General features: G+C 67.8%; 18 protein-coding genes and 1 pseudogene. 14 read left to right on the top strand and 5 right to left on the bottom strand.

The window, feature by feature from the left end; all coding sequences use genetic code 11:
• Nucleotides 1-75 precede the first annotated feature (75 nt).
• Entirely contained in the window at nucleotides 76-525 is a 450-nt protein-coding gene (locus QE394_RS03625; protein ID WP_349033741.1) for a nuclear transport factor 2 family protein, read from the top strand.
• Nucleotides 522-1175 (top strand): annotated as a pseudogene (locus QE394_RS03620) (NAD(P)H-binding protein); the annotation flags it as partial. The gene QE394_RS03625 and the pseudogene QE394_RS03620, both read left to right, overlap by 4 nt.
• Before the next feature lie 274 nt (nucleotides 1176-1449).
• Here QE394_RS03620 and QE394_RS03615 read toward each other — a convergent pair.
• Nucleotides 1450-2181, bottom strand: coding sequence for a DUF4386 domain-containing protein (locus tag QE394_RS03615; RefSeq protein ID WP_349033740.1), 732 nt, complete (start codon nucleotides 2179-2181; stop codon nucleotides 1450-1452).
• A gap of 377 nt (nucleotides 2182-2558) precedes the next feature.
• On the opposite strand from QE394_RS03615, the gene QE394_RS03610 reads away from it, so the two are divergent.
• Complete coding sequence (locus QE394_RS03610; RefSeq protein WP_349033739.1) at nucleotides 2559-3026, top strand: hypothetical protein; 468 nt, start codon at nucleotides 2559-2561, stop codon at nucleotides 3024-3026.
• 56 nt (nucleotides 3027-3082) lie between these two features.
• Here QE394_RS03610 and QE394_RS03605 read toward each other — a convergent pair whose 3' ends face one another.
• Both QE394_RS03605 and pdxA read right to left on the bottom strand, forming a co-directional pair.
• Entirely contained in the window at nucleotides 3083-3850 is a 768-nt protein-coding gene (locus QE394_RS03605; RefSeq protein WP_349033738.1) for a DeoR/GlpR family DNA-binding transcription regulator, read from the bottom strand.
• A gap of 82 nt (nucleotides 3851-3932) precedes the next feature.
• A complete protein-coding gene (gene pdxA / locus QE394_RS03600) occupies nucleotides 3933-6302 on the bottom strand; it encodes a 4-hydroxythreonine-4-phosphate dehydrogenase PdxA (RefSeq protein ID WP_349033737.1) in 2370 nt (789 codons plus the stop codon).
• A 193-nt stretch (nucleotides 6303-6495) separates the two neighbouring features.
• Here pdxA and QE394_RS03595 point away from each other — a divergent pair, with 193 nt between their 5' ends.
• The 10 genes from QE394_RS03595 (at nucleotide 6496) to QE394_RS03550 (ending at nucleotide 16799) form a co-directional block, all read left to right on the top strand.
• Nucleotides 6496-8070, top strand: a complete 1575-nt coding sequence (locus QE394_RS03595; RefSeq protein ID WP_349033736.1) for an ABC transporter substrate-binding protein — start codon at nucleotides 6496-6498, stop codon at nucleotides 8068-8070.
• Between the two features lie 3 nt (nucleotides 8071-8073).
• Entirely contained in the window at nucleotides 8074-9009 is a 936-nt protein-coding gene (locus QE394_RS03590; protein ID WP_056082251.1) for an ABC transporter permease, read from the top strand.
• On the top strand, nucleotides 9006-9938 hold the full coding sequence (locus QE394_RS03585) for an ABC transporter permease (RefSeq protein ID WP_091718765.1): 933 nt from the start codon (nucleotides 9006-9008) through the stop codon (nucleotides 9936-9938). The genes QE394_RS03590 and QE394_RS03585 overlap by 4 nt, the downstream gene beginning before the upstream one ends.
• 1 nt (nucleotide 9939) lies before the next feature.
• Nucleotides 9940-10896 carry an ABC transporter ATP-binding protein gene (locus QE394_RS03580; RefSeq protein ID WP_349033735.1) on the top strand — a complete coding sequence of 319 codons (957 nt, stop codon included), beginning with the start codon at nucleotides 9940-9942 and terminating at the stop codon, nucleotides 10894-10896.
• Entirely contained in the window at nucleotides 10889-11716 is an 828-nt protein-coding gene (locus tag QE394_RS03575) for an ATP-binding cassette domain-containing protein (protein ID WP_349033734.1), read from the top strand. Before QE394_RS03580 ends, QE394_RS03575 begins: the two co-directional genes overlap by 8 nt.
• Before the next feature lie 44 nt (nucleotides 11717-11760).
• The gene (locus QE394_RS03570; protein WP_349033733.1) at nucleotides 11761-12750 is read left to right on the top strand and encodes an aldo/keto reductase; all 990 of its coding nucleotides are present in this window, start codon (nucleotides 11761-11763) and stop codon (nucleotides 12748-12750) included.
• A gap of 69 nt (nucleotides 12751-12819) precedes the next feature.
• The gene (locus QE394_RS03565) at nucleotides 12820-13614 is read left to right on the top strand and encodes an aldolase/citrate lyase family protein (protein ID WP_349033732.1); all 795 of its coding nucleotides are present in this window, start codon (nucleotides 12820-12822) and stop codon (nucleotides 13612-13614) included.
• Between the two features lie 2 nt (nucleotides 13615-13616).
• Nucleotides 13617-14879 carry an exo-alpha-sialidase gene (locus QE394_RS03560; RefSeq protein WP_349033731.1) on the top strand — a complete coding sequence of 421 codons (1263 nt, stop codon included), beginning with the start codon at nucleotides 13617-13619 and terminating at the stop codon, nucleotides 14877-14879.
• Nucleotides 14872-15549 carry an SDR family oxidoreductase gene (locus QE394_RS03555; RefSeq protein ID WP_349033730.1) on the top strand — a complete coding sequence of 226 codons (678 nt, stop codon included), beginning with the start codon at nucleotides 14872-14874 and terminating at the stop codon, nucleotides 15547-15549. Before QE394_RS03560 ends, QE394_RS03555 begins: the two co-directional genes overlap by 8 nt.
• A gap of 407 nt (nucleotides 15550-15956) precedes the next feature.
• Nucleotides 15957-16799 carry an alpha/beta fold hydrolase gene (locus tag QE394_RS03550; protein WP_349033729.1) on the top strand — a complete coding sequence of 281 codons (843 nt, stop codon included), beginning with the start codon at nucleotides 15957-15959 and terminating at the stop codon, nucleotides 16797-16799.
• Nucleotides 16800-16921: 122 nt separating this feature from the next.
• Here QE394_RS03550 and QE394_RS03545 read toward each other — a convergent pair whose 3' ends face one another.
• Together QE394_RS03545 and QE394_RS03540 are read right to left on the bottom strand one after the other, a co-directional pair.
• On the bottom strand, nucleotides 16922-17725 hold the full coding sequence (locus QE394_RS03545; RefSeq protein WP_349033728.1) for an alpha/beta fold hydrolase: 804 nt from the start codon (nucleotides 17723-17725) through the stop codon (nucleotides 16922-16924).
• 87 nt (nucleotides 17726-17812) lie between these two features.
• Nucleotides 17813-18538 (bottom strand): hemerythrin domain-containing protein, encoded by a 726-nt coding sequence (locus QE394_RS03540; protein WP_349033727.1) that lies wholly within the window; start codon nucleotides 18536-18538, stop codon nucleotides 17813-17815.
• Nucleotides 18539-18755: 217 nt separating this feature from the next.
• Here QE394_RS03540 and QE394_RS03535 point away from each other — a divergent pair, with 217 nt between their 5' ends.
• A complete protein-coding gene (locus tag QE394_RS03535) occupies nucleotides 18756-19610 on the top strand; it encodes a hypothetical protein (RefSeq protein ID WP_349033726.1) in 855 nt (284 codons plus the stop codon).
• Nucleotides 19611-19616: the final 6 nt, after the last annotated feature.

The following is a 19616-nucleotide window of genomic DNA, read 5'->3' as shown; positions in this document are numbered from 1 at the left end:
CAGTTAAATACAGCTGGCTGTATCAAAAGCGTACCAGCCTCTCCGCCTCACGCGACGGAACCTAAGGAGCAGAATATGGACGCTTCAGGAATCGAGCGCGTCCCAGAAGGCCCGGTGCGGCGCATGCTGACCGCAGCCAACCGCCATGACCTTGAGGGCATGATGTCCGAGTTCGCGGAGGATTACCGGAACACCACCCCCGTCCACCCGGCCCGCAGTTTCACGGGCTCGGCCCAGGTCCGGAAGAACTGGACGGCGCTCTTCGCCGGCCTGCCGGACCTCACCCTCACCGTCCATGACGCGGCCACCGGCCCGGACGGCAAACTCTGGATGGAATGGAGCAACCGGGGCACCCGGCCGGACGGGTCCGTGCAGTGCGCCGCGGGGGTGGCCATCTTCACCCTCCGCAACGAGAGGATCGCCGCGGCCCAGTTCTACCTTGAACCCGTGGATCATGACTCCGGCGACGTGAACCAAGCCGTTAGTGAGGCAGTCCAGGGGGCAGTTGGAGGTGACCGGCCATGATCCTGGTGGTGGGCGGCACAGGCCGCCTGGGCCGCGCGGTGGTTCCCCTGCTCCTCGCCGCCGGGCACCAAGTCCGCATCATGGCCCGGGGCGAGTCCCAGCCTTTCCTGCAAAAGATGGGCGACGGCGTCGAACTCCTCCGCGGCGACCTCGGCTCCGACGCGGACTGCCGGCAAGCGGTGGCCGGCTGCAGTGGGGTGGTGTTCACGGCTTCGGGGTTTGGGATCAAGGACTCCAATCCGCGCGCTGTTGACCGCGACGGCGCCATCCGGCTGGTCCGCGCCGCAGCCGCCGCCGGAGTGCGGCACGTGGTGATGATGTCCATGCCCGGTGCGGCCGCTGACGGGCCCATTGATTTTCTCCGCTGCAAGGCGGCTGCGGAGGACGCGGTCCGCTCATCCGGCATGGACTGGTCGATTGTCCGGATCGGCTCGCTCCTGGAACAGCGACTAGAGATCATGAGGACGCCGCTTGAGTCGAAGGGCAAGCTGCCCGTGTTTGGCTCGGGGTCCGCCCTCGTGACCTATACCTCGGTCCGGGACGCGGCCGCCGTCGTGGTCCGTGCCCTCCGTGACCCTGCGCTTCGGAACCGCGTCATCGAATGGGGCTCGCAGACACTCACGGCGAATGAAGTGGCGGAGGCGGTGCTTGCCCGCGCCGGGCACGGATCCGTTCAACGGATTCCAGTCGCCGCCATTCGGTTGTTGTCCGTGGCCGCGCGCCCGGTTTCGCCGTTTCTTGCCAGGATTGCAGGGGCGGCCGTCTGGGAAGAATCCGGGGCAGCCGGGTTCCGATTCGGGCCGGGGCGCGCAGAGTTTCCCGACATCCCCGTCACCGGGCTGCAGCAGGTCCTCGAGGCGCCCGGCACTCAGGGATCGGACAACACCTGGCCCAACATAGGGAATGACCAGGTTGAGAACAAACTCAACCCCGGCTTGTACGGCGGGCGGAACGGAGCAGGACGCACACGCCAAGTGCGGCTACCCAAAGTCCCCATCCGGTACTGCCGAGGAGGCCCGCCAGGTCCCAGACCGGGAATCCGGGAATTGCGGTTGCGAGGATGTCGCCTTGGTTCAGTAAGTAAAGGAAGCTGACGACGATCCCCACCGCGCCGAGCCAGCGGGGGAGCACCCTGGTGCGCAGGATCAGCACGCTGACGGCAACGGACCAGCCAATGACCAGCAGTTGGCCCAGATGTTCTCCCAGCAGCGCTCCGCCGAACTGGTGCTGGGCCGTCCATGCGGCATCCACGGCAGCTTTTGTGGTGGAATCCCCGGTGACGTAGGAGGTGGCAAGTGGCGGGACCACGAAGACCCAGCGCAGGAACCCGATCAGGGACAGGACCACCGAGGCGGCGCCGGCGTAAGTGGCCACCTGCATGGCAGGCCGATCGCGGAAGCCCAGCGCCGCAGGCAACAGCAGGATCGGGATGGCCAGGAGTCCGTAGGTCCAGGCCGTGGCGAACCACGTCCAGACCAGACCGGCGCCGCCGGCGTCGAAGGCGGGCAGCACAACGCTGGCCGGTTCCCGCAGGATGTCCGGCCAGTCGAAGGTGACCGACAGGGTAGTTGCTGCCGCAGCGAACGCGAGGGCGCTTACGACGAACAATGTGCCCGCCGCCCGGGGGACCTTCTTCTGAGAATCAGTGGTAGCCATGGCTTCGTCTTCCGGGAATCTTGTACTTCCGATGTTTTCGGTCTCGCGGGTGCGGGGGCGGCGCTGCCGTTCCAGACAGGATTACGAGCAATTGGAGTCCTCAAAAGAAAACGCCCCCAAGTGACGGGACAGGTCCCTAACGGCAAGGACTTGGAGCTTATGTGGGCCCGTACTCGCCATCACGAGTAATTGATACTCACATCTGGAAGTTGGGGGTTACGCGCGTACCAATCCCAATCGGTAGCCCGCTCTCCCAAAAACAAAAGAGTTCTCGCAGCCGCCTCAGCTTGCTCCGACCTCGCCCAGCCGCGCGAATCCCGAAGAGGGGGGAGACCACAGCCCATAAGCTATTCGTGGAAAGGCCAAAGAATGACAAATTGGGGGGAACCATGTCGGTCAGCAGGCACCAGGAACACGATGATGCGGTGCATGCCGAGCACCAAGCGGCACTTGCCCGAGGTGAGAAACGGGTCCTGTATTTGACCAAGGACGGGATGCTTCACAGCTACACCAAAACGGAATTGGGAGGCCCGCCGAACGGAAGCACACGGTGGTGGCAGAACCTGCCCGGACTGGTGTTTCTGGTGCCGATGTTCGGCCTTTGCATGTACGTCGCCATCACCAATCCAGTGGGGACGGCCAAGGCGCAATGGGCTACCCTGTTCGGTGCCTTGCTGATGGCCCTCGGCGCGGCGTACCTTATCTGGGAATCGGTGGTTGTTTACCGCGCTCGAAAAGAGCGCCTCCGCCGGGGATCACCTGATCCGCTCAAAATCATGAGTGCCAAAACCAAGCTTCCTGAGTCCTACACGCAGTCACAGCCCATCAAGAAGAGCCGATGGTGAACAGGCCCTGATCGCCGTGATGCCGCGCCGGGTAGAACCTGCGGGCCCCACAGCTGTTAGACCGCGGCCACCTCAACCTGTACCCCCGCGTCCCGGAACTTCTGCACCTGGGCGGGGTCGGCGCCGTCGTCCGTCACCAGGGCCCAGGGCAACGCCAAACGGGCCCAAGCATGGAACGGCCTGAGCCCGAGCTTTGACGAGTCCGCCAAAACATAAACCGAACGCCCGCGCCGGGCCATGAGCTCCTTGAGGCGGGTCTGGGCGTGGTCAGCTTCGCAGATGCCGTCCTCGGCGGTGACGGCGTCCGCGCCCAGGAACACCCGGTCGAAACTCATCCGCTCCAGCGCAGCCTCGGCCAAGGGGCCAACGAAACTCTGCGAAACGCTCCGCAGCCGGCCGCCTAGGCAGTCCACCTCGATGCCCTCGCAATCGGAGAGTTCCTGCAGCGTGTTGATGCCCGGCGTCGTCACCGACAGGGGACCGGACCCGCGCAGCTCGTGGGCCAGGGCACCCGCGGTGGAACCGGCGTCGAGCAGGATGTTCTCCCCGGGCTGGATCACGGACGCCGCCCAGCGGGCGATCGCATGTTTCTGCTCGAACGCCTCACCCGTGCGCTGCCGCAGCGACGCCTCCGGATGCGCACCCAGCGCCATCGCGCCGCCATAGGTGCGGGCCAGCCGGCCCTGCCCGTTCAGCAGCGCCAGGTCCCGCCGGATGGTGGACGCGGTCACCTCGAAACGGGCCGAGAGTTCCTCCACGGACGCCAGGCCGGTGGTCACGGCAAGGTGGTAGATCTCCTCGCGCCGCGCGTTTGCGCTGAGCATTCCCGGTCTCCTTCCCGTGGGCATGGCGGTGGCAGTGATACCCATGCTAGTTCCGGCTCCCGCCCAGTCCCCGCAGCAACGCCTACACGGCCACGGCCGGCCGGGTGGCCATCTCCGCTGCCTGGTGCAGCGCCTCCACCATGGACCGGGAATCGGCGATCGCCTTGCCGGCAATATCGAACGCGGTGCCGTGGTCCACGGACGTGCGGATCACCGGCAGGCCCACCGTGATGTTCACGCCGGCTTCGATGCCCAGCACCTTCACCGGCCCGTGCCCCTGATCGTGGTACATGGCCACCACCAGGTCGTAATCGCCCCGCCCGGCCAGGAAGAACAGCGTGTCCGCCGGCAGCGGGCCCACCGCGTTGATGCCTGCTGCCTGCGCCGCCTTCACACCCGGCTCGATCTTCTCCGCTTCCTCGCCCTGGCCGAACAGGCCGTTCTCGCCCGCGTGCGGGTTGATGGCGCACACGCCGATCTTGGGGTTCGGAATGCCCGCGCGGACCAGCGCCTCGTGGCCGCGCCGGATGGTGCGCTCCACCAGGTCCGGGTTGATCTTGCGGACGGCATCCATCAGCCCGATGTGCGTGGTCACGTGGATCACCCGGATCTTGGGCGTGGACAGCATCATGGACACTTCCTCCGTGCCCGTCAGGTGCGCCAGCAGCTCGGTGTGCCCGGGGAAGATGTGCCCGGCGGCGTGCAGCGCCTCCTTGTTCAGCGGCGCGGTGCAGATGGCCTGCACCTTCCCGGCCATGGCCAGCTCGCTGGCCACCCGGATGTACTCGTACGCGGCGTGCCCGGCCACGGGGGAGAGCTTGCCCCACGGCAGGTCCTCCGGCAGCAGCGCCAGGTCGATCACGTTCACCCGGCCCGGCGTGAACACCGCGTCCTCCACGTCCGTGATCACCTGGATGTCCGCCTTGATGCCCAGCACGTCGGCGGCCTGGCGCAGCCTCAGCGCGTCACCGATCACCACGGGACGGCATTCGGCGTTGCTCTGCGGATCCAGCGCGGCGGCCACCACCACCTCGGGGCCCACTCCGGCGCCATCGCCCATGGTCACGGCCACGTAGGGAAGCTGGTTCTTGGTTGCTGCGTCAGTCATTGTTGCTCCAGATTGTTCGGAAGTCTTGCGGGGAAGGGTGTTGGCGGGAGCACCTGCGGACTGGCCGCGGCGCTCCCGGATTTCGTCATACAGCTGCAGGAGGGCCAGGTCATCGCCGAAGCTGCCGGGCTTGGTGCCCACCAGCGTCCCGTCGTCGGCGCGGCTCAGCACGGCCCCGTGCTGCACCGCCGCGAGCGGCACCAGGCTGGAGCGGCCGACGGCGTCCAGGACTTCCCTGGCCGTCTCACCGCCGGTGAGGATCAGGTCCGCGGGGGTTGCCTTCGCAGCCTGGGCCGCGAACGCGGACAGCGCCTGCACGATGCTCGCCGCGCGCGCCGGGTCCACCCTGCCGGCCGCCAGCGTGACGGCCACGTTGCTGCCGTTCCGAAGCGCCTGCTTGGCCTCCTCGAGCTGCGGCCCGTACGCGCCGGTGGCGCCGGCGTACTGCGGGTGCAGCCGGATCACGGTGAAGCCTTTGGTTTCGAGCTGGGCCAGCTGGGCCTGTGCCGTCTTCGAGGCGGAGCCGACGACGGCTAGGACCGGACGGTCCACGTCCTGCGGGTCCGCAGCGGGTGCGTCCGCCCTTGCCACAGTGTGCGCATTCCGCGCAGTGTTGGTGCCGAGCCGCCGTGCGAGGACATCGGCCGCTCCGCCGGTTCCCACCAGCACGATGCGGCGCCCGCCGGTCTGGAAGCCCAGCTCCAGCAGGGCGTCCACCACGTGCTCCAGGTCCTGCACGGTTTCACCGTCAGCCACCACCAGCGCGGGCCGGCCGTCCAGCAGCCCGGCCAGGCGGGACGGCACGCTGCTTGACCGCACCGCCTCCAAATCCAGGGACTGCACCGATGCCGGTTCTTCCGGGCGGAGGAGTGACGGAATGTCCACCGGCGGGGCCGAAGCCTCCGCCTGCCACAGGTCCGTCTCCGCCAGGGGAGAACCGGCAACCAACGGGCGGCCGGCGCGCACTGTGCGCTGCAGCTGGGGGAGTGCCCCCGCAACCACAACGTGATGGCCGAGGCCCGCCAGCGCGGCGGTCTCGGCGCTGATGTTGCCGCGCCACAGGGAGTCCATCTTCTTGAACATCACCTGCGCGCCGGACGCGGCGGGTGCGGAGAATGCGTCTTTCACCAGTGCTTCGGCGTCGCTGCCGGACAACCCGCGGGAGTGCGTATCGATGACCACCACGTCGGTGACCGGCGCACCCGCGGAAGCGACGCCGTCGTACGTTCCGGAAACCATGCCCGTGCCCAGGGAAACCTGCGCGGACAGGCCGTGCTCCACAAAGCAGCAGCCAACCTCGGCGGCTCCGGAGAAGTCGTCAGCCTGCACAAATACGGAAGCCACGGCGCTCCTCTCGAAAACGGTAGTGGGCTGGAACCCGCTGACTGCGGGAAGCTTTCCATCATCATGACACGGTTGCGCGAAACACGCTAGAGGGGTTGCGCAAACTGCGCAGGAGTGGCAAAGTGATGGACACAACATTCGGCGCCGCCACCCCGGCGCCCGCCGAACCCCCCAACCTACCGAGAGGTCAACGATGACCGTTCTTCCTCAAGGAAGTGAGATCTCCCGCCGCCGCCTGCTGCAGTTCGGCGCGGCTGCAGGGTTTCTGCTGGGTACTGGCAGCCTGGCCGGCTGCGCAGGCCCCACCGGCCTCCCGGGTCCCAGCACCCTGACCCTGGCACTCAACCGCTCCCTGGTCAGCCTGGACAACAAGCTCAACCAGTTCGACGCCGCCGTCACCGTGCAGCGCGCGGTCCGCCAGGGCCTCACCGCCATCGGCCCCGAAACCAAGCCCATCCTGGTCCTGGCCGAACGGTTCGAGATGACCGGCCCCACCGAATGGACCGTTACCCTCCGCGAAGGCATCCGCTACTCGGACAACAGCCCGGTCACCGTGGAGGACGTCGCCACCGCCCTGAAGATGTACAAGCAGGTACAGGGCTCCTTCGTGGCCGGCTTCTTCCCCGAATTCCCCGAGGTTGTCCCCGTGGACGATCGCACCTTCAAGATGGTGTCCAAGAAGCCCGTCCCCATCCTGGACTCGCTCATGAGCATGATCCTGATAACCCCCGCCGCGCAGAACAAGCCTGAAGAACTGCAGGAAGGCCTGGGCACCGGCCCCTACGTGGTCACCAAGTTCAACCGCGGCGCCGGCACCTACAGCCTGGAACGCAACCAGAACTACTGGGGACCCGCCCCGCAGGTGGACAACGTGGAAGTCCGTTTCCTCCCCGAGGAATCCAGCCGCGTCATCGCCCTCCGCAGCGGTGAGGTGGACGTGATCGACTCCATCACCCCCGACTCCCGCGAACAGCTGGGCGGCCTGCCCGGCGTCACGCTGCAGGAATCCTCCAGCCTCCGCCTGAACCAGATCTTCTTCAACTTCCGCAAGCCCGCCGGCCACCCCCTGGCCGATCCCCGCGTGCGGCAGGCCCTCAGCATGGCCATTGACGGCCAGTCCCTGGTGAAGGACGTCCTGGTGGACTCCGTCACCCAGGCCGAAGGCGTCACCCCCTCCAGCCTCACCGGCTACTACAAGACCGGCGAATACGTCTACGACCCCGAGCAGGCCAAGGCCCGGCTCGCCGGACTCGGCGTCAAGGACCTCACCCTGAAGATCATCTGGGAAACCGGCGAGTTCGCCTCCGACACCTCCGTGATGGAAGCCCTGGTGGAAATGTTCGGCAAGATCGGCGTCAAGGCCGAGCTGCAGCAGTTCGAACCCGGCGGCAACATCCTCGCCTGGCGCCAGGGCAAGCAGGGCGACTGGGACCTCCTGGGCAACGGCTACCCCAGCCCCACCGGCCTTGCCATCACCATGCTCCAGGGCATGTACACCGGCACCCCCGAAAAGGAAGCCACCCGCGACACCTACCAGGGCTACGTGATCCCCGAGGTCACCGCCAAGATCCAGGCAGCCTCCGCCGAAGCGGACCCGGCCCGCAGGACCGAACTGCTCAACGAAGCCCAGCAGGCGGTCTGGGACACCTGGCCCTGCGCCTGGGCCTTCGTCCCCAAGTCAGTCCTCGCCCACCGGGAACGGGTGTCCGGGATCAACCTGGCCCCCACCAACTCCTACCCCCTCGTTGATGTCCGGCTGGAGGCCTAAGCCATGACGAACTACATCCTCAAACGCCTGGGACAGGGCCTGCTCACCGTGTTCCTCACGGTGTCCACCGTGTTCATCCTCATCCGCATGGCCCCCGGCGACCCCGCCGTTTCCTACGCCGGCCCCCTGGCCACGAGCGACCAGCTCGCCGCCGTCCGCGAACAGTTCGGCCTGGACAAGCCGCTGCTGGAGCAGTACTGGATCTTCATCCAGCAGCTGGTCACCGGCAACCTGGGCCAGTCCTACTCGTTCCAGGCACCCGCCATGCAGGTGGTCTTCGAACGCATGCCCTACACCCTCACCCTGGCCACGTCCGCGATCCTGCTGACCGCCGTCGTCGCCATCCCGCTGGGCGTGTGGATGTCCCGCCGCCCGGACACCGGCCGCGAGTTCGGCGTCAACGTGCTCACCATCGCCGGGCAGTCCATGCCGGACTTCTGGACCGGCATCATGCTCCTCACCGGTTTCGCCGTGCTGGTCCCCATCTTCCCGGCCTCCGGCTTCGCCACCTGGGGCGGGCTGGTGCTCCCCACCATCACCATCGCCATCCTGCAGATCGCCCTGATCTCCCGCATGGTCCGCCGCGAAATGACCGCCAACTTCGCCGCCCCGTACCTCACGGTGGCCCGCTCCCGCGGCGTCCGCAGCTCCCTGCTCACCTGGCGCTATGCCATGGGCAACTCCGCCATCCCCGTCTTCACCGCCCTGGGCACCCGGTTCGCCGCAATGCTCAACGGCGTGGTGGTGGTTGAAGTCGTCTTCGCCTGGCCCGGCGTCGGCTCCCTGATTGTCCGGGCCCTCGAAACCCGCGACTACCCCCTCATCCAGGCCACGGTCCTCATCACCGCACTCCTGGCGGTGGGCGTGCAGCTGCTCATCGACCTCGCCTACCCGCTCCTTGATCCCCGCGTTCGTCTTGGAAAGGCGGCCACAGCATGAGCATCGATACGGCAACTCCCACGCCGGGTGCGCCGGGCGCACCGGCCAAGCAGCCCAGCCCCAGCGCCGTCACCAAGGCGGACATCGCCAAGGCAGGCGCCACCCGGCGTCGTAAATCCGCCCAGTGGAAACTGGTGGTGGGCACCATCTGCACCCTGCTGGTGATCATCCCCATCATCCTGGCCAACGTGCTCCCGCTGCCGGACGCCAACTTCCAGGACCTCGCCGCCCGGCGCCTGCCGCCGCTGACGGACGGGCACCTGTTCGGCACCGACCAGCTGGGCCGCGACCTGCTCTCCCGCGTCCTCCACGGCGGCCAGGTCTCGCTGACCATCGGCGTGCTGGCGGTGCTGGTTTCCGGCGCCATCGGCGTGATACTTGGTTCCGCCGCAGGCTACTTCGGCGGCTGGGTGGACACCATCATCTCCCGCATCCTCGAAGCCCAGATGTCCCTGCCGCTGCTCATGATGCTGCTCCTGGTGGTGGCCCTCTTCGGCCCGTCCATCCCCGTGATCACGTTCGTGATCGCCATCGCCCAATGGCCCGAAGTTGCCCGCCTCACCCGCTCCATGGTGCTGGTGGAACGCGAAAAGCCGTACGTCTCCGCCGCGAGGATCCTGGGCCTGCACCGCATCCAGATCCTCATCCAACACATCATCCCCAACGTCATCAAGCAGGCAACCCTGGTGGTGCTGCTCCTGCTGGCCCAGGCCGTGCTGCTCGAATCCGCGCTGTCCTTCCTGGGCGCCGGCCCGCAGCGGCCCTTCGCCACCTGGGGCCGCATCATCTCCGACGGCCAGGACTACATCACCACCTCCTGGTGGATGGTCACCCTGCCTGGCCTGGTGATCGTGCTCATGGTGGTGGGCGTCAACCTGCTGGGCGACGGCCTCCGCGACCGCCCCCGCCGCAAGAAGAAGGGTGCCTGACATGACCGCCTCATCCGAGACCCCGGCCGCAAAGGCCACCGCACAGGCGGAGGCTACCGAACAGCCGACGTTCACCGAACAGCCGCTGCTGGAGGTCCGCGACTTCCAGGTGGAACTGATCACGGACACCGCCATCATCCGCGCCGTGGACGCCGTCAGCTTCAGCATCCACCGCGGCGAAACGGTCACCATCATCGGCGAGTCCGGTTCCGGAAAGTCGACGACGGCGATGGGCATCCTCCGCCTGCTGCCCGAGGACCTGGCGGTGCTGTCCGGCACCGTGGTGATTGACGGCGTCGACATCTCCGCTGATCCCAAGGCCATCAACAAGGTGCGCGGCAAGACCCTGGCGCTGATCCCGCAGGACCCCATGACTGCGCTGAGCCCGGTCCACTCGATCGGCAGCCAGCTGTTCGAAGCCATCAGCATCGCCGGCGCCGCATCAGCCAAGGACAAGGCCGCCCTGCAGGCCCGGGCCGTGCGGCTCCTGGAACAGGTACACATTCCCACCCCGGAAAAGCAGTTGAAGAAATACCCGCACCAGCTCTCCGGCGGCATGCTGCAGCGTGTGCTGATCGCCATCGCGCTGGCTTCCGAGCCACAGCTGCTGGTGGCGGACGAGCCCACCTCGGCCCTGGACGTCACCGTGCAGGCCGGCATCCTGGACCTGCTCCTGGAACTGCAGGAACAGCGCGGCATCGGGATCCTGATGATCACCCACGATCTCGGCGTGGCCCGGCTCATCTCGGACCGCATCCACGTGATGAAGGACGGCGCCTTCGTCGAATCCGGCGAGGTGCAGCAGATCGTGGACCACCCCGCCACCGAATACACCCAGACCCTGCTGGCCGCCGTCCCCGTGCTGGGGGAGTGGGACGAAACGCCCGCCGCCACCGGCCGCCGCTCAGCTGCCACCACCAGCCCAGCCCTCACCCAGACCGGAGCACGCAATGACTAAGCCGTTCCTCGCCGTCGACAACCTGGTGGTGGACTACCACGTCCCCGGCGGCACGTTCCGGGCCGTGGATGACGTCTCGTTCGCCGTGGACAAAGGCAAGACGATCGCCGTCGTGGGTGAATCCGGCTGCGGCAAATCCACCATCGCCAAGGCGCTCATGCGGTTGGTGACCCCCACCAGCGGCAGCATTAACCTGGACGGCACGGACATCGCTTCCATGAGCGAAGCGAAGCTGCGGCCCATGCGCTCCAAGTTCCAGATGGTGTTCCAGGACCCGTACGGATCGCTGGACCCGCACATGACCGCCCAGGAAATCGTGGCCGAGCCGCTGAAGCTGCAGGGCATCCGCTCCAAGGCCGAACGGCACAAGGCCGCTGCCAAGCTGATCGACCAGGTGGGCCTGCCCGTCCGGTCCCTGGACAAGCACCCCGGCGAGTTCTCCGGCGGCCAGCGCCAGCGCATCGGCATCGCCCGGGCGCTCGCGTCCAAGCCCGAACTGCTGGTGTGCGACGAAGCCACCAGCGCCCTGGACGTCTCCGTGCAGGCGCAGGTGCTGCGGCTTCTCAAATCCATCCAGGACGAAACCGGCATCACCTACGTGTTCATCTCGCACAACCTTGGCGTGGTGCAGGAGATCAGCGATAGCGTCATGGTGATGCAGCGCGGCAAGCTCGTGGAACACGGCAGCACCGCGTCCGTCCTGACCGCCCCCAAGGAGGACTACACCCGTAAGCTTCGCCGCGCGGCCCTGGATCCCTCCACCATGACGGGCCTGAAGCCCAGGCACATTGTCCGCTCCCTGGCCCTGTCCAACCAGTAACTCTCCTAACTCTTCCCGCATCCGCAACCACGAGGAATCAACGCATGAGCACGCAGCCCGAAGGCGCCCAGGTGGACGGCCTGAAACTCCCCATCTCCCGGCTGGTCCTGGGAACCATGACGTTCGGCGACACCGTTGACGAGGCCACCGCCGGCCGGATGGTCTCCGAAGCGCTCGACGCCGGCATCACCACCATCGACACCGCCAACGCGTACGTCGGCGGGGTCACGGAGGAGATGCTCGCCCGCCTCCTGAAGGGAAAGCGCGACGGCGTCATCCTGGCTTCCAAGGCCGGCATGCCGCACGCGGACCACGGCTCCAACTCGCCGCTGTCGCCGGCCGGGCTGCGCGCCAGCGTGGAGAACAGCCTGCGCCGCCTGAACGTGGACAGCATCGACCTGTTCTACCTGCACCAACCGGACCGGGCTACGCCTTTAACCTCGACCCTTTCGACTGTTGCTGAGCTGGTTGCCGAAGGGAAGATCGGCGCGCTGGGCGTGTCCAACTTCGCCGCCTGGCAGATCGCCGACGTGATCCACACGGCGCGGGAAGTGGGAGCGCCGCAGCCCGTCGTCGCGCAGCAGCTCTACAACCTGGTGGCCCGCCGGATGGAGGAGGAGTACCTCGAGTTCGCCGCCACCCACAACGTGCACACCATGGTCTACAACCCGCTGGGCGGCGGCCTGCTCACCGGCAAGCACAGCTTCGACGCCAAGCCCACCGAGGGCCGCTACGGTGACTCCAAGCTTGCCGCCATGTACACGCAGCGGTACTGGGACAAGCAGCTGTTCGACGCGATCGGCGAGCTGTCCCGGGTCGCCGCCGACGCTGACATGACCCTCGCGGAACTGTCGCTCCGCTGGCTCGCCTACCGTGACGGCGTCGGGTCCCTGCTGCTGGGTGGATCCAAGGTGGAGCAGCTGCGCGCCAACATCGCCGCCGTGGCCAACGGCCCGCTGCCGGCCGACGTCGTGGAAGCCTGCGACGCCGTGGGCACCTCGCTGCGCGGCCCGATGCCCGCCTACAACCGCTGACCCGCTCTTCCCGAACCGAACCTTTGCTGAACCGAACATTTGCTGAACCGAACCGACTGAAGGACACTGATGACCTCCGAACTGGCCCTCGAATTCGCCCGCAAGATCCGCGCCCGTGAGCAGGCGGTGGGCTACTGGGCGGTGCTGGACGCACCCGTGGCCACCGAACGCATCGGCCGCCTCGGCTACGACTACGTCGCCCTGGACGCCCAGCACGGACTGCTCGGCTACTCCGGCGTGCTCAACGGGCTGATGGCCATCGACGCCGGGCACACCGCCGTCGGCATGGTCCGCGTGGAGGCCAACGACTTCACCGCCATCGGCAAGGCACTGGACGCCGGCGCCGTGGGGGTCATCGTTCCGCTCATCAACAACGCCGAAGACGCCGCCGCGGCCGTGGCGGCAGCAAAGTACCCGCCGCTGGGCGGCCGCTCCTACGGCCCCATGCGCTCGGCCCTGCGGATCGGTCCCGTCCCGGCTGAAGCCAACGCCACCACCATGGTCTTCGCCATGATCGAAACCCCCGAGGGCCTGGCCAACGTCAAGGAAATCTGCGCCACCCCCGGCCTGGACGGCATCTACGTGGGCCCGTCCGACCTCGCGATCGCGGTGGGCGGGGCCTTCCCCGGGGATCCCGCCGTCGAGACCGAATTCAACGCCGCGCTGGAGACCATCGCCGAGGCCGCGGCGTCCGCAGGCATCGCCGCCGGCATCCACACGCCCGCCGGCACCGTTGCGGCGCAGCGGCTGCAGCAGGGCTACACGTTCACCACCATCGCCTCGGACCTGACGCACCTGGAACAGATCGCCAAGTCCCACCTCGACGCCGCCCGCTCCGCCGTCGGAACCCAGGAAGGCAAGTAACCATGACGAACACCACCACCGACGCGTACAGCACCATCACCCCGGACGGCGTTGTCAAAACGGCCGACGGCGCCAACTTCGCCTACCTGCCCGCCCCCACCGTGCAGAGCCACGCCGCCAACCTGCTCACCCTCCCGGACGGCCGGCTGGGCTGCGTCTGGTTCGGCGGCACCCAGGAAGGCGTGCCGGACATTTCCATCTGGTTCTCCAGCCTGGAACCGGGCAGCAGCCAGTGGTCCGCGCCCGAGCAGCTCTCCGACGACTCTGCGCGGTCCGAGCAGAATCCCATCCTGTTCACCAACACCGACGGTGCCCTCTGGCTGCTGTACACCGCGCAGAAGGCAGGCAACCAGGACACCGCCGAGGTCCGGCGTCGTATTTCCCTGGACAGCGGCCGCACGTGGGGGCCGGTGGAGACGCTCTTTGCTACGAACGAAACAGGCGGCGTGTTCGTCCGCCAGCTGCCCGTGGTGCTGCCCTCCGGCCGCCTGATCATCCCGATCTTCCGCTGCATCACTACCCCGGGCGAGAAGTGGGTGGGCAACAGCGACGACAGCGCCGTGATGATTTCCGACGACGCCGGCGCCACCTGGACCGAGACCGTGCTGCCCGGCAGCCTGGGCTGCGTCCACATGAACATCCAGCCCGTGGCCGATGGTTCCCTGCTGGCGCTGTTCCGCAGCCGCTGGGCCGACTCGATCTACGAATCCCGTTCCACCGACGATGGGTCCACGTGGAGCGAGCCGGTCCCCACCGAGCTGCCGAACAACAACTCGTCCATCCAGTTTGTTGCGTTGGCGGACGGCCGGCTGGCCCTGGTCTACAACCACGCACGGTCGGGGGAGGGCACCGAGCGGCGGCTGTCCCTCTACGACGAGATCGACGACGACGGCCTGGCGGAGGAACAGGGGCAGGTGGCCGAGCCGGACGCCTCCGTTTTTGCCGAGGACGACGGCGTGAAGCGCGCCTTCTGGGGGACGCCGCGCTCGCCGATGACGCTGGCGATCTCCGAGGACTCCGGCCGCACGTGGCCCATCCGCCGGAACCTGGACGTGGGGGACGGGTACTGCCTGTCCAACAACTCCCGCGACGGGCTCAACCGCGAGTACTCCTACCCGTCCATCCACCAGGGCCCGGATGGTGCGCTGAACATCGCGTACACGTACTTCCGGCAGGCCATCAAGTTTGTCCGGGTGGACCCGCAGTGGGCGTACGACGGCAGCACCACGCCGGGCGGCCTGGAGGACGGCTCCATCAATGACTGAGCAGCATGCGGTGGTGACCGGGTGCAGTTCGGGCATCGGTCAGGCCATCACCAGGCGGCTGCTGGCCGACGGCTGGTCGGTCACCGGGCTGAGCCGCACCGAGACGTCCCTGGACGGGAAGTTCGAGTGGCTGCAGGCGGACCTCTCCGATCCTGAGTCCCTGGCTGACGCGGTGGCCGGGCTCCGGCCGGCCCACGCCTTGGTGCACGCCGCCGGGTTCCAGCGGACGGCGCATCTGGGCTCCCTTGACCGGGCCGCGCTGGCGGGGATGTTCACCGTTCATGTGGCGGCGGCGTCGGTGCTGGCCAACGCGCTGGTGCCGGCCATGCCCGACGGCGGCCGGATCGTTTTGCTGGGCAGCCGCACCTCCACGGGGATGCCGGGCAAGAGTCACTACGCCGCCACGAAGGCTGCCCTGATGGGGCTGGGCCGGACGTGGGCGCAGGAGCTGGCGCCGCGGGGGATCACGGTGAACGTCCTCTCCCCGGGACCCACCGACACCCCGATGCTGAACGACCCCGGCCGCGCCGCAACCCCGGTCAAGCTGCCCGCACTCGGCGCCCTGGTGGACCCGGACGACGTCGCCGCCCTGGCCGCATTCCTGCTGGGCCCGCACGGGAAGTCCATCACGGGCCAGAACTACGTGATCTGCGGCGGCGCCTCCCTCTGAACGGACGCGGTGGTTGAGCCTGTCGAAACCCGCCCTGTCTGTTGGTTGAGCTTGTCAAAACCCGCCCAAATCGCTGGAACAGTGCGGGGACGCTGTAGCGGCGGTCCAGCGTCTCCGCACTGTTCCGGCGTCCCGGAAGCCAGGGGCGGGTTACCTGCACGTTTGTGCAACTGCCCCTGGGCGGGCGTCCACGTGTGAGCGCGACGGAAAGTACCTACCCACCAGTAACAACACTCTGCCGGGCCTCTCTCGGGGAGATGACAGCACACCAGCGGGTAAGCCGCACATTCGTGCAGTTTTGCTGCCTCCGGGCCGTGGCGCTGCCAGCATGGAAACCGGCCCGGCGCCTGATGACCCCCAACACCAGGCGCCGGGCTTCCCGAAGACAGACGAACAAAGAGGTTTCCATGTCCTTCCTATCCCGGGCCTTGTCCGTTGCCGCAGCAGCGCTCCTTGCCACATCCCTGATGGCGGTTCCCGCCCAGGCCGTCGAACTCTCCCCGCCGGGCGCCAATGACTGGTCCTGCAAACCGTCGGCGGAGCACCCCTACCCGGTCATCCTGGTGCCGGGCACGTTCGAAAGCATGGCGAAGAACTGGTCCACCATGTCGCCGTACCTCAAGAGCCAGGGGTACTGCGTGTTCGCCCTCAACTACGGCGCCACCAACGGCGTGTACGCCACCGCTCCCGTGGCCGAGTCCGCCAAGCAGCTTGCCCCATTCGTGGATTCCGTCCGCGCCGCCACCGGCGCCAAGCGGGTGGACCTGGTGGGCCACAGCCAGGGCGGCATGATGCCCCGGTACTACATGGGCTTGCTGGGCGGCGCCAAGTATGTCCACCACCTGGTGGGTATCGCGCCGTCCAACCACGGCACCAAGGGCCTGATCGTCCCGCCGCCGGACATGCTGCCCACGCCGGACTACACCCTTGCCGGGTGTGCTGCCTGCGCGGACCAGCAGGCCGGTTCCGCTTTCATCCAGCAGCTCTATTCGATCGGCGACACCGTGGCCGGCCCGTCGTACACCGTCATCTCCACGAAGTACGACGAGGTGGTGATCCCCTATAACAGCCAGTACCTGAACGGGAGCGCGCGCCAGGTCACCAATCTCACCATCCAGGACAAGTGCCCGGCCGACGTCTTCGAGCACGACCAGACGCCCAACGATCCCGTGGTGCATCAGTGGGTGGGCAACGCCCTGGGCCGCGCGTCCGGTCCCGCGGACCCCGCGTTCCAGCCGGTCTGCCTCTAGGCGCGGCGACGCAGGTCAAGGACGTACGACGGCGGGTGGCCGGCTGCGTGGGCCGGTCACCCGCCGTCGTTCTCCCGCACCCATTTAGGGAAGCGGACAGTGCCGTCTAGGCGACGCCCTGGTCAGGAAGCCCGGGACTCCAGGGCCCCATGCTGCCCGGCGGGGCGGCCCTCCGCCACAGCCCAGTGCCGGTGCAGGGACTCCGCCAGCCGCTCCGGCTCGATCCGGTGCGGCGGGTCGAAGTGGTGGCGCCGGGGAAACACTTCGAGGTGGAAGTCCGGGAAGAAGACCCGGGCCAGCCGGGCGGCCACGTCGCCCTGGTCATCGGGATGGCTGAGCCCGCCCACGGCGTAGTAGACGGGTTTGCTGAACGCAGCGAGCCGCGACCGGTCCAGGTCGTAGTCCCTGAACGTGCGCAGGAAGGCACGGATCCCGGCGGGCCGCTTGGCCATCCACGGCGGCGGGGGACCGGCCTCCGCAGGCGGCAGGACGACGTCGGGCCTCACCTGGAGCCGAATGAACCCGGCCATGAAATCGTCCGGTGGAAGCGCCTCGAGTTCGTCGTACCGCCGGCGGTGCTCCGTGTAGGAGTGGCTCCAGTCCCAGCTTCCCGCCCACGCCGGCTCCAGCACGGAAAGGCTCTGCAGCCGTCCGGGATGTTTCCCAGCGAATGCCAGCGCCACCGCACCGCCGCCCGAATAGCCCACCAGGTGGAAGGTCTGCCAGCCCCGGGCATCGGCCTCACGCAGGACGCCGTCCACCTCTGTGTCCAGGGTCCATCCGGCGGGTGGCTGGTCCTCCCGGTACAGCTCAAGTTCCTTGGCAACGGCACTTACGTCCGGTCCCAGCGCTTCGATCAGGCGGGCATAGGCCAGGTCCGCGGGGAGCACTGCGCCGGGCAACAGGATGACCCGAATCGGTTCCATGGAAGAACTGTACGCCCGCACCGGACCCGCGCAATGGGGCTATCCAGCCGGAACCTCAACCCCTGCGGCCCCGCGCTGAACCATCGGCTACAGGGTCTCGGGGATGGGGCGCCCCGGGAAGAGCGTGGCGTACTGCTTCCGGTACATCCGGCGGCCCACCAGCTTGTACGCGAGCCGGACCGGCGCCGGGATTTCCCGGAACAGCTCAACCCTGTCCGCCGGTGGGTTTGTGGCCAGCACCATGCCGAGGTAGGAGACCATGAACTTCTTGTCGAATTTGTCGATCCCGTGCTGTCCTACCGCCGCGGCTTCCTTCTCGGTCATCACCCGGTCCACCACCGGCATGACCTCGGTGACCTCGCGGCGCAGGTGTACGTCCAGCACCGCTTTCAGGTCCTCATACAGCGCGGCGAGTTCCGAGGCGTCCTGCTGGTCCGCCGTCCCCATCCAGCGCAGCCGCACCGGCTCAATCCGTTCCAGCCGTTGGGTGACCTGCCGGTGGTGCTCCAGCATCTGCGCGATATGCAGGACACAGCCGGGGGCGCGCTGCTCCAGCGGCGGGTACATGAGGAGGTCCTCGCCCTCGTGGTGCACGTGGAGGACCATGTCGAAGTTTCCCAGCACTTCCCCCACGTACGCGGCACGCCCAGTATCGCCCGCCGTCACGGAGCGGACCAGGCCGGGCGCCTCCGCATAGGCCCACAGGAAGAAGCGGTGGATGCGCCGCATGGCCGCGGTCCCGGTACACAGGACCGGCCCGGGCGGCAGGGGAGCGGCGGTCTCACCGGGCTGCATGGTGAAGAAGTCGGTCACGGGAGGGCCCCTACTCGTCGCGAGACCAGGCCTCTCCCCGCGAGCATCGTATCCCCGCACCGGGCCCTGAACAATGGCTTGCGGAATGATGCGAGGCGGCGTGCGCGGCAGCAAAGCAGGACGTACGACGGCGGGACGCGCCGCCGTCGTCGTTCCCGCCTAAGTGAGGGGCCGCTTCCCCTACCCAGCCTGCCTGCGCGGGCGCAAGATAGCCCCTATGACAAAGAAGCTGACAGGTGTGTTCCTGGTCCTCCTGGGGCTGTTTGCCACGGGAACGGCGGCGGTGGCGGCACCTCCGCCATCAGGAAGTACTGACCCGGTGGGCAACGACGTGTCCTGGCCACAGTGCGGCAAGACCCTTCCCTCCGGGCCGGCGTTCGCGATCGTCGGGGTGACCGGCGGGCTGGCCAACAACACGAATCCCTGCCTGGCCGAGCAACTCGCGTGGGCGGGCAAATCCTCAACCGGGGGATCCAGCCAGCCCAAGGTTGCCTTGTACGTGAACACCGCCAACCCCGGACACGAGGGCTCCTGGTGGCCATCGTCCAACACCTACGCCAACGTCAGCGTCTCCAACCCGTACGGAACCTGCGGTTCCGGCGGGGCAGCAGCAGGGCCGGTGGACCTTCCTTGCTCCTATATGTACGGCTACGCCAAGGCATACGACGATGCCACCATCCGGGGCGTCACCGACCCCGGCACCTATTTCTGGTGGCTGGATGTGGAGACCGGCAACAGCTGGCAGGCAGGCACCCAGGATGCGACCGCCCTGAACCGCGCCACGCTCGAAGGCATGGCCACCTACTTCAAGGGCATCACCGCCGGCAGGAAGGGCCCCGACGGCAAACCGGCCGGCGTCGGCATCTACTCCACCGGCAGCCAGTGGGGAACCATCGCCGGGACGGTGCCGCCGGGCAGCCCGCTGGCCAGCCTGCCCAGCTGGCTCGCAGGTGCCAAGACCCTGCGGGGCGCGAAATCGAACTGCTCGCTGCCCGGCCTGACCTCCGGAAGTTCCGTCGCGGTGACCCAGTACGTAGCGGCCGGACTCGACTATGACTATGCCTGCAGGTAGGCCGCG

The organism is Pseudarthrobacter sp. SORGH_AS 212 (assembly GCF_030818145.1).
Classification (GTDB): Bacteria; Actinomycetota; Actinomycetes; order Actinomycetales; family Micrococcaceae; genus Arthrobacter.
This window is presented reverse-complemented; position numbering and strand designations above follow the sequence as displayed.

Coding starts and splice junctions, on each gene's coding strand:
- QE394_RS03555 (WP_349033730.1), top strand. CDS start 14,872: ATGACTGAGCAGCATGCGGTGGTGACCGGGTGCAGTTCGGGCATCGGT.
- QE394_RS03545 (WP_349033728.1), bottom strand. CDS start 17,725: ATGGAACCGATTCGGGTCATCCTGTTGCCCGGCGCAGTGCTCCCCGCG.
- QE394_RS03575 (WP_349033734.1), top strand. CDS start 10,889: ATGACTAAGCCGTTCCTCGCCGTCGACAACCTGGTGGTGGACTACCAC.
- QE394_RS03625 (WP_349033741.1), top strand. CDS start 76: ATGGACGCTTCAGGAATCGAGCGCGTCCCAGAAGGCCCGGTGCGGCGC.
- QE394_RS03535 (WP_349033726.1), top strand. CDS start 18,756: ATGACAAAGAAGCTGACAGGTGTGTTCCTGGTCCTCCTGGGGCTGTTT.
- QE394_RS03550 (WP_349033729.1), top strand. CDS start 15,957: ATGTCCTTCCTATCCCGGGCCTTGTCCGTTGCCGCAGCAGCGCTCCTT.
- QE394_RS03585 (WP_091718765.1), top strand. CDS start 9,006: ATGAGCATCGATACGGCAACTCCCACGCCGGGTGCGCCGGGCGCACCG.
- QE394_RS03560 (WP_349033731.1), top strand. CDS start 13,617: ATGACGAACACCACCACCGACGCGTACAGCACCATCACCCCGGACGGC.
- QE394_RS03570 (WP_349033733.1), top strand. CDS start 11,761: ATGAGCACGCAGCCCGAAGGCGCCCAGGTGGACGGCCTGAAACTCCCC.
- QE394_RS03595 (WP_349033736.1), top strand. CDS start 6,496: ATGACCGTTCTTCCTCAAGGAAGTGAGATCTCCCGCCGCCGCCTGCTG.
- QE394_RS03565 (WP_349033732.1), top strand. CDS start 12,820: ATGACCTCCGAACTGGCCCTCGAATTCGCCCGCAAGATCCGCGCCCGT.
- QE394_RS03615 (WP_349033740.1), bottom strand. CDS start 2,181: ATGGCTACCACTGATTCTCAGAAGAAGGTCCCCCGGGCGGCGGGCACA.
- QE394_RS03605 (WP_349033738.1), bottom strand. CDS start 3,850: ATGCTCAGCGCAAACGCGCGGCGCGAGGAGATCTACCACCTTGCCGTG.
- QE394_RS03590 (WP_056082251.1), top strand. CDS start 8,074: ATGACGAACTACATCCTCAAACGCCTGGGACAGGGCCTGCTCACCGTG.
- QE394_RS03580 (WP_349033735.1), top strand. CDS start 9,940: ATGACCGCCTCATCCGAGACCCCGGCCGCAAAGGCCACCGCACAGGCG.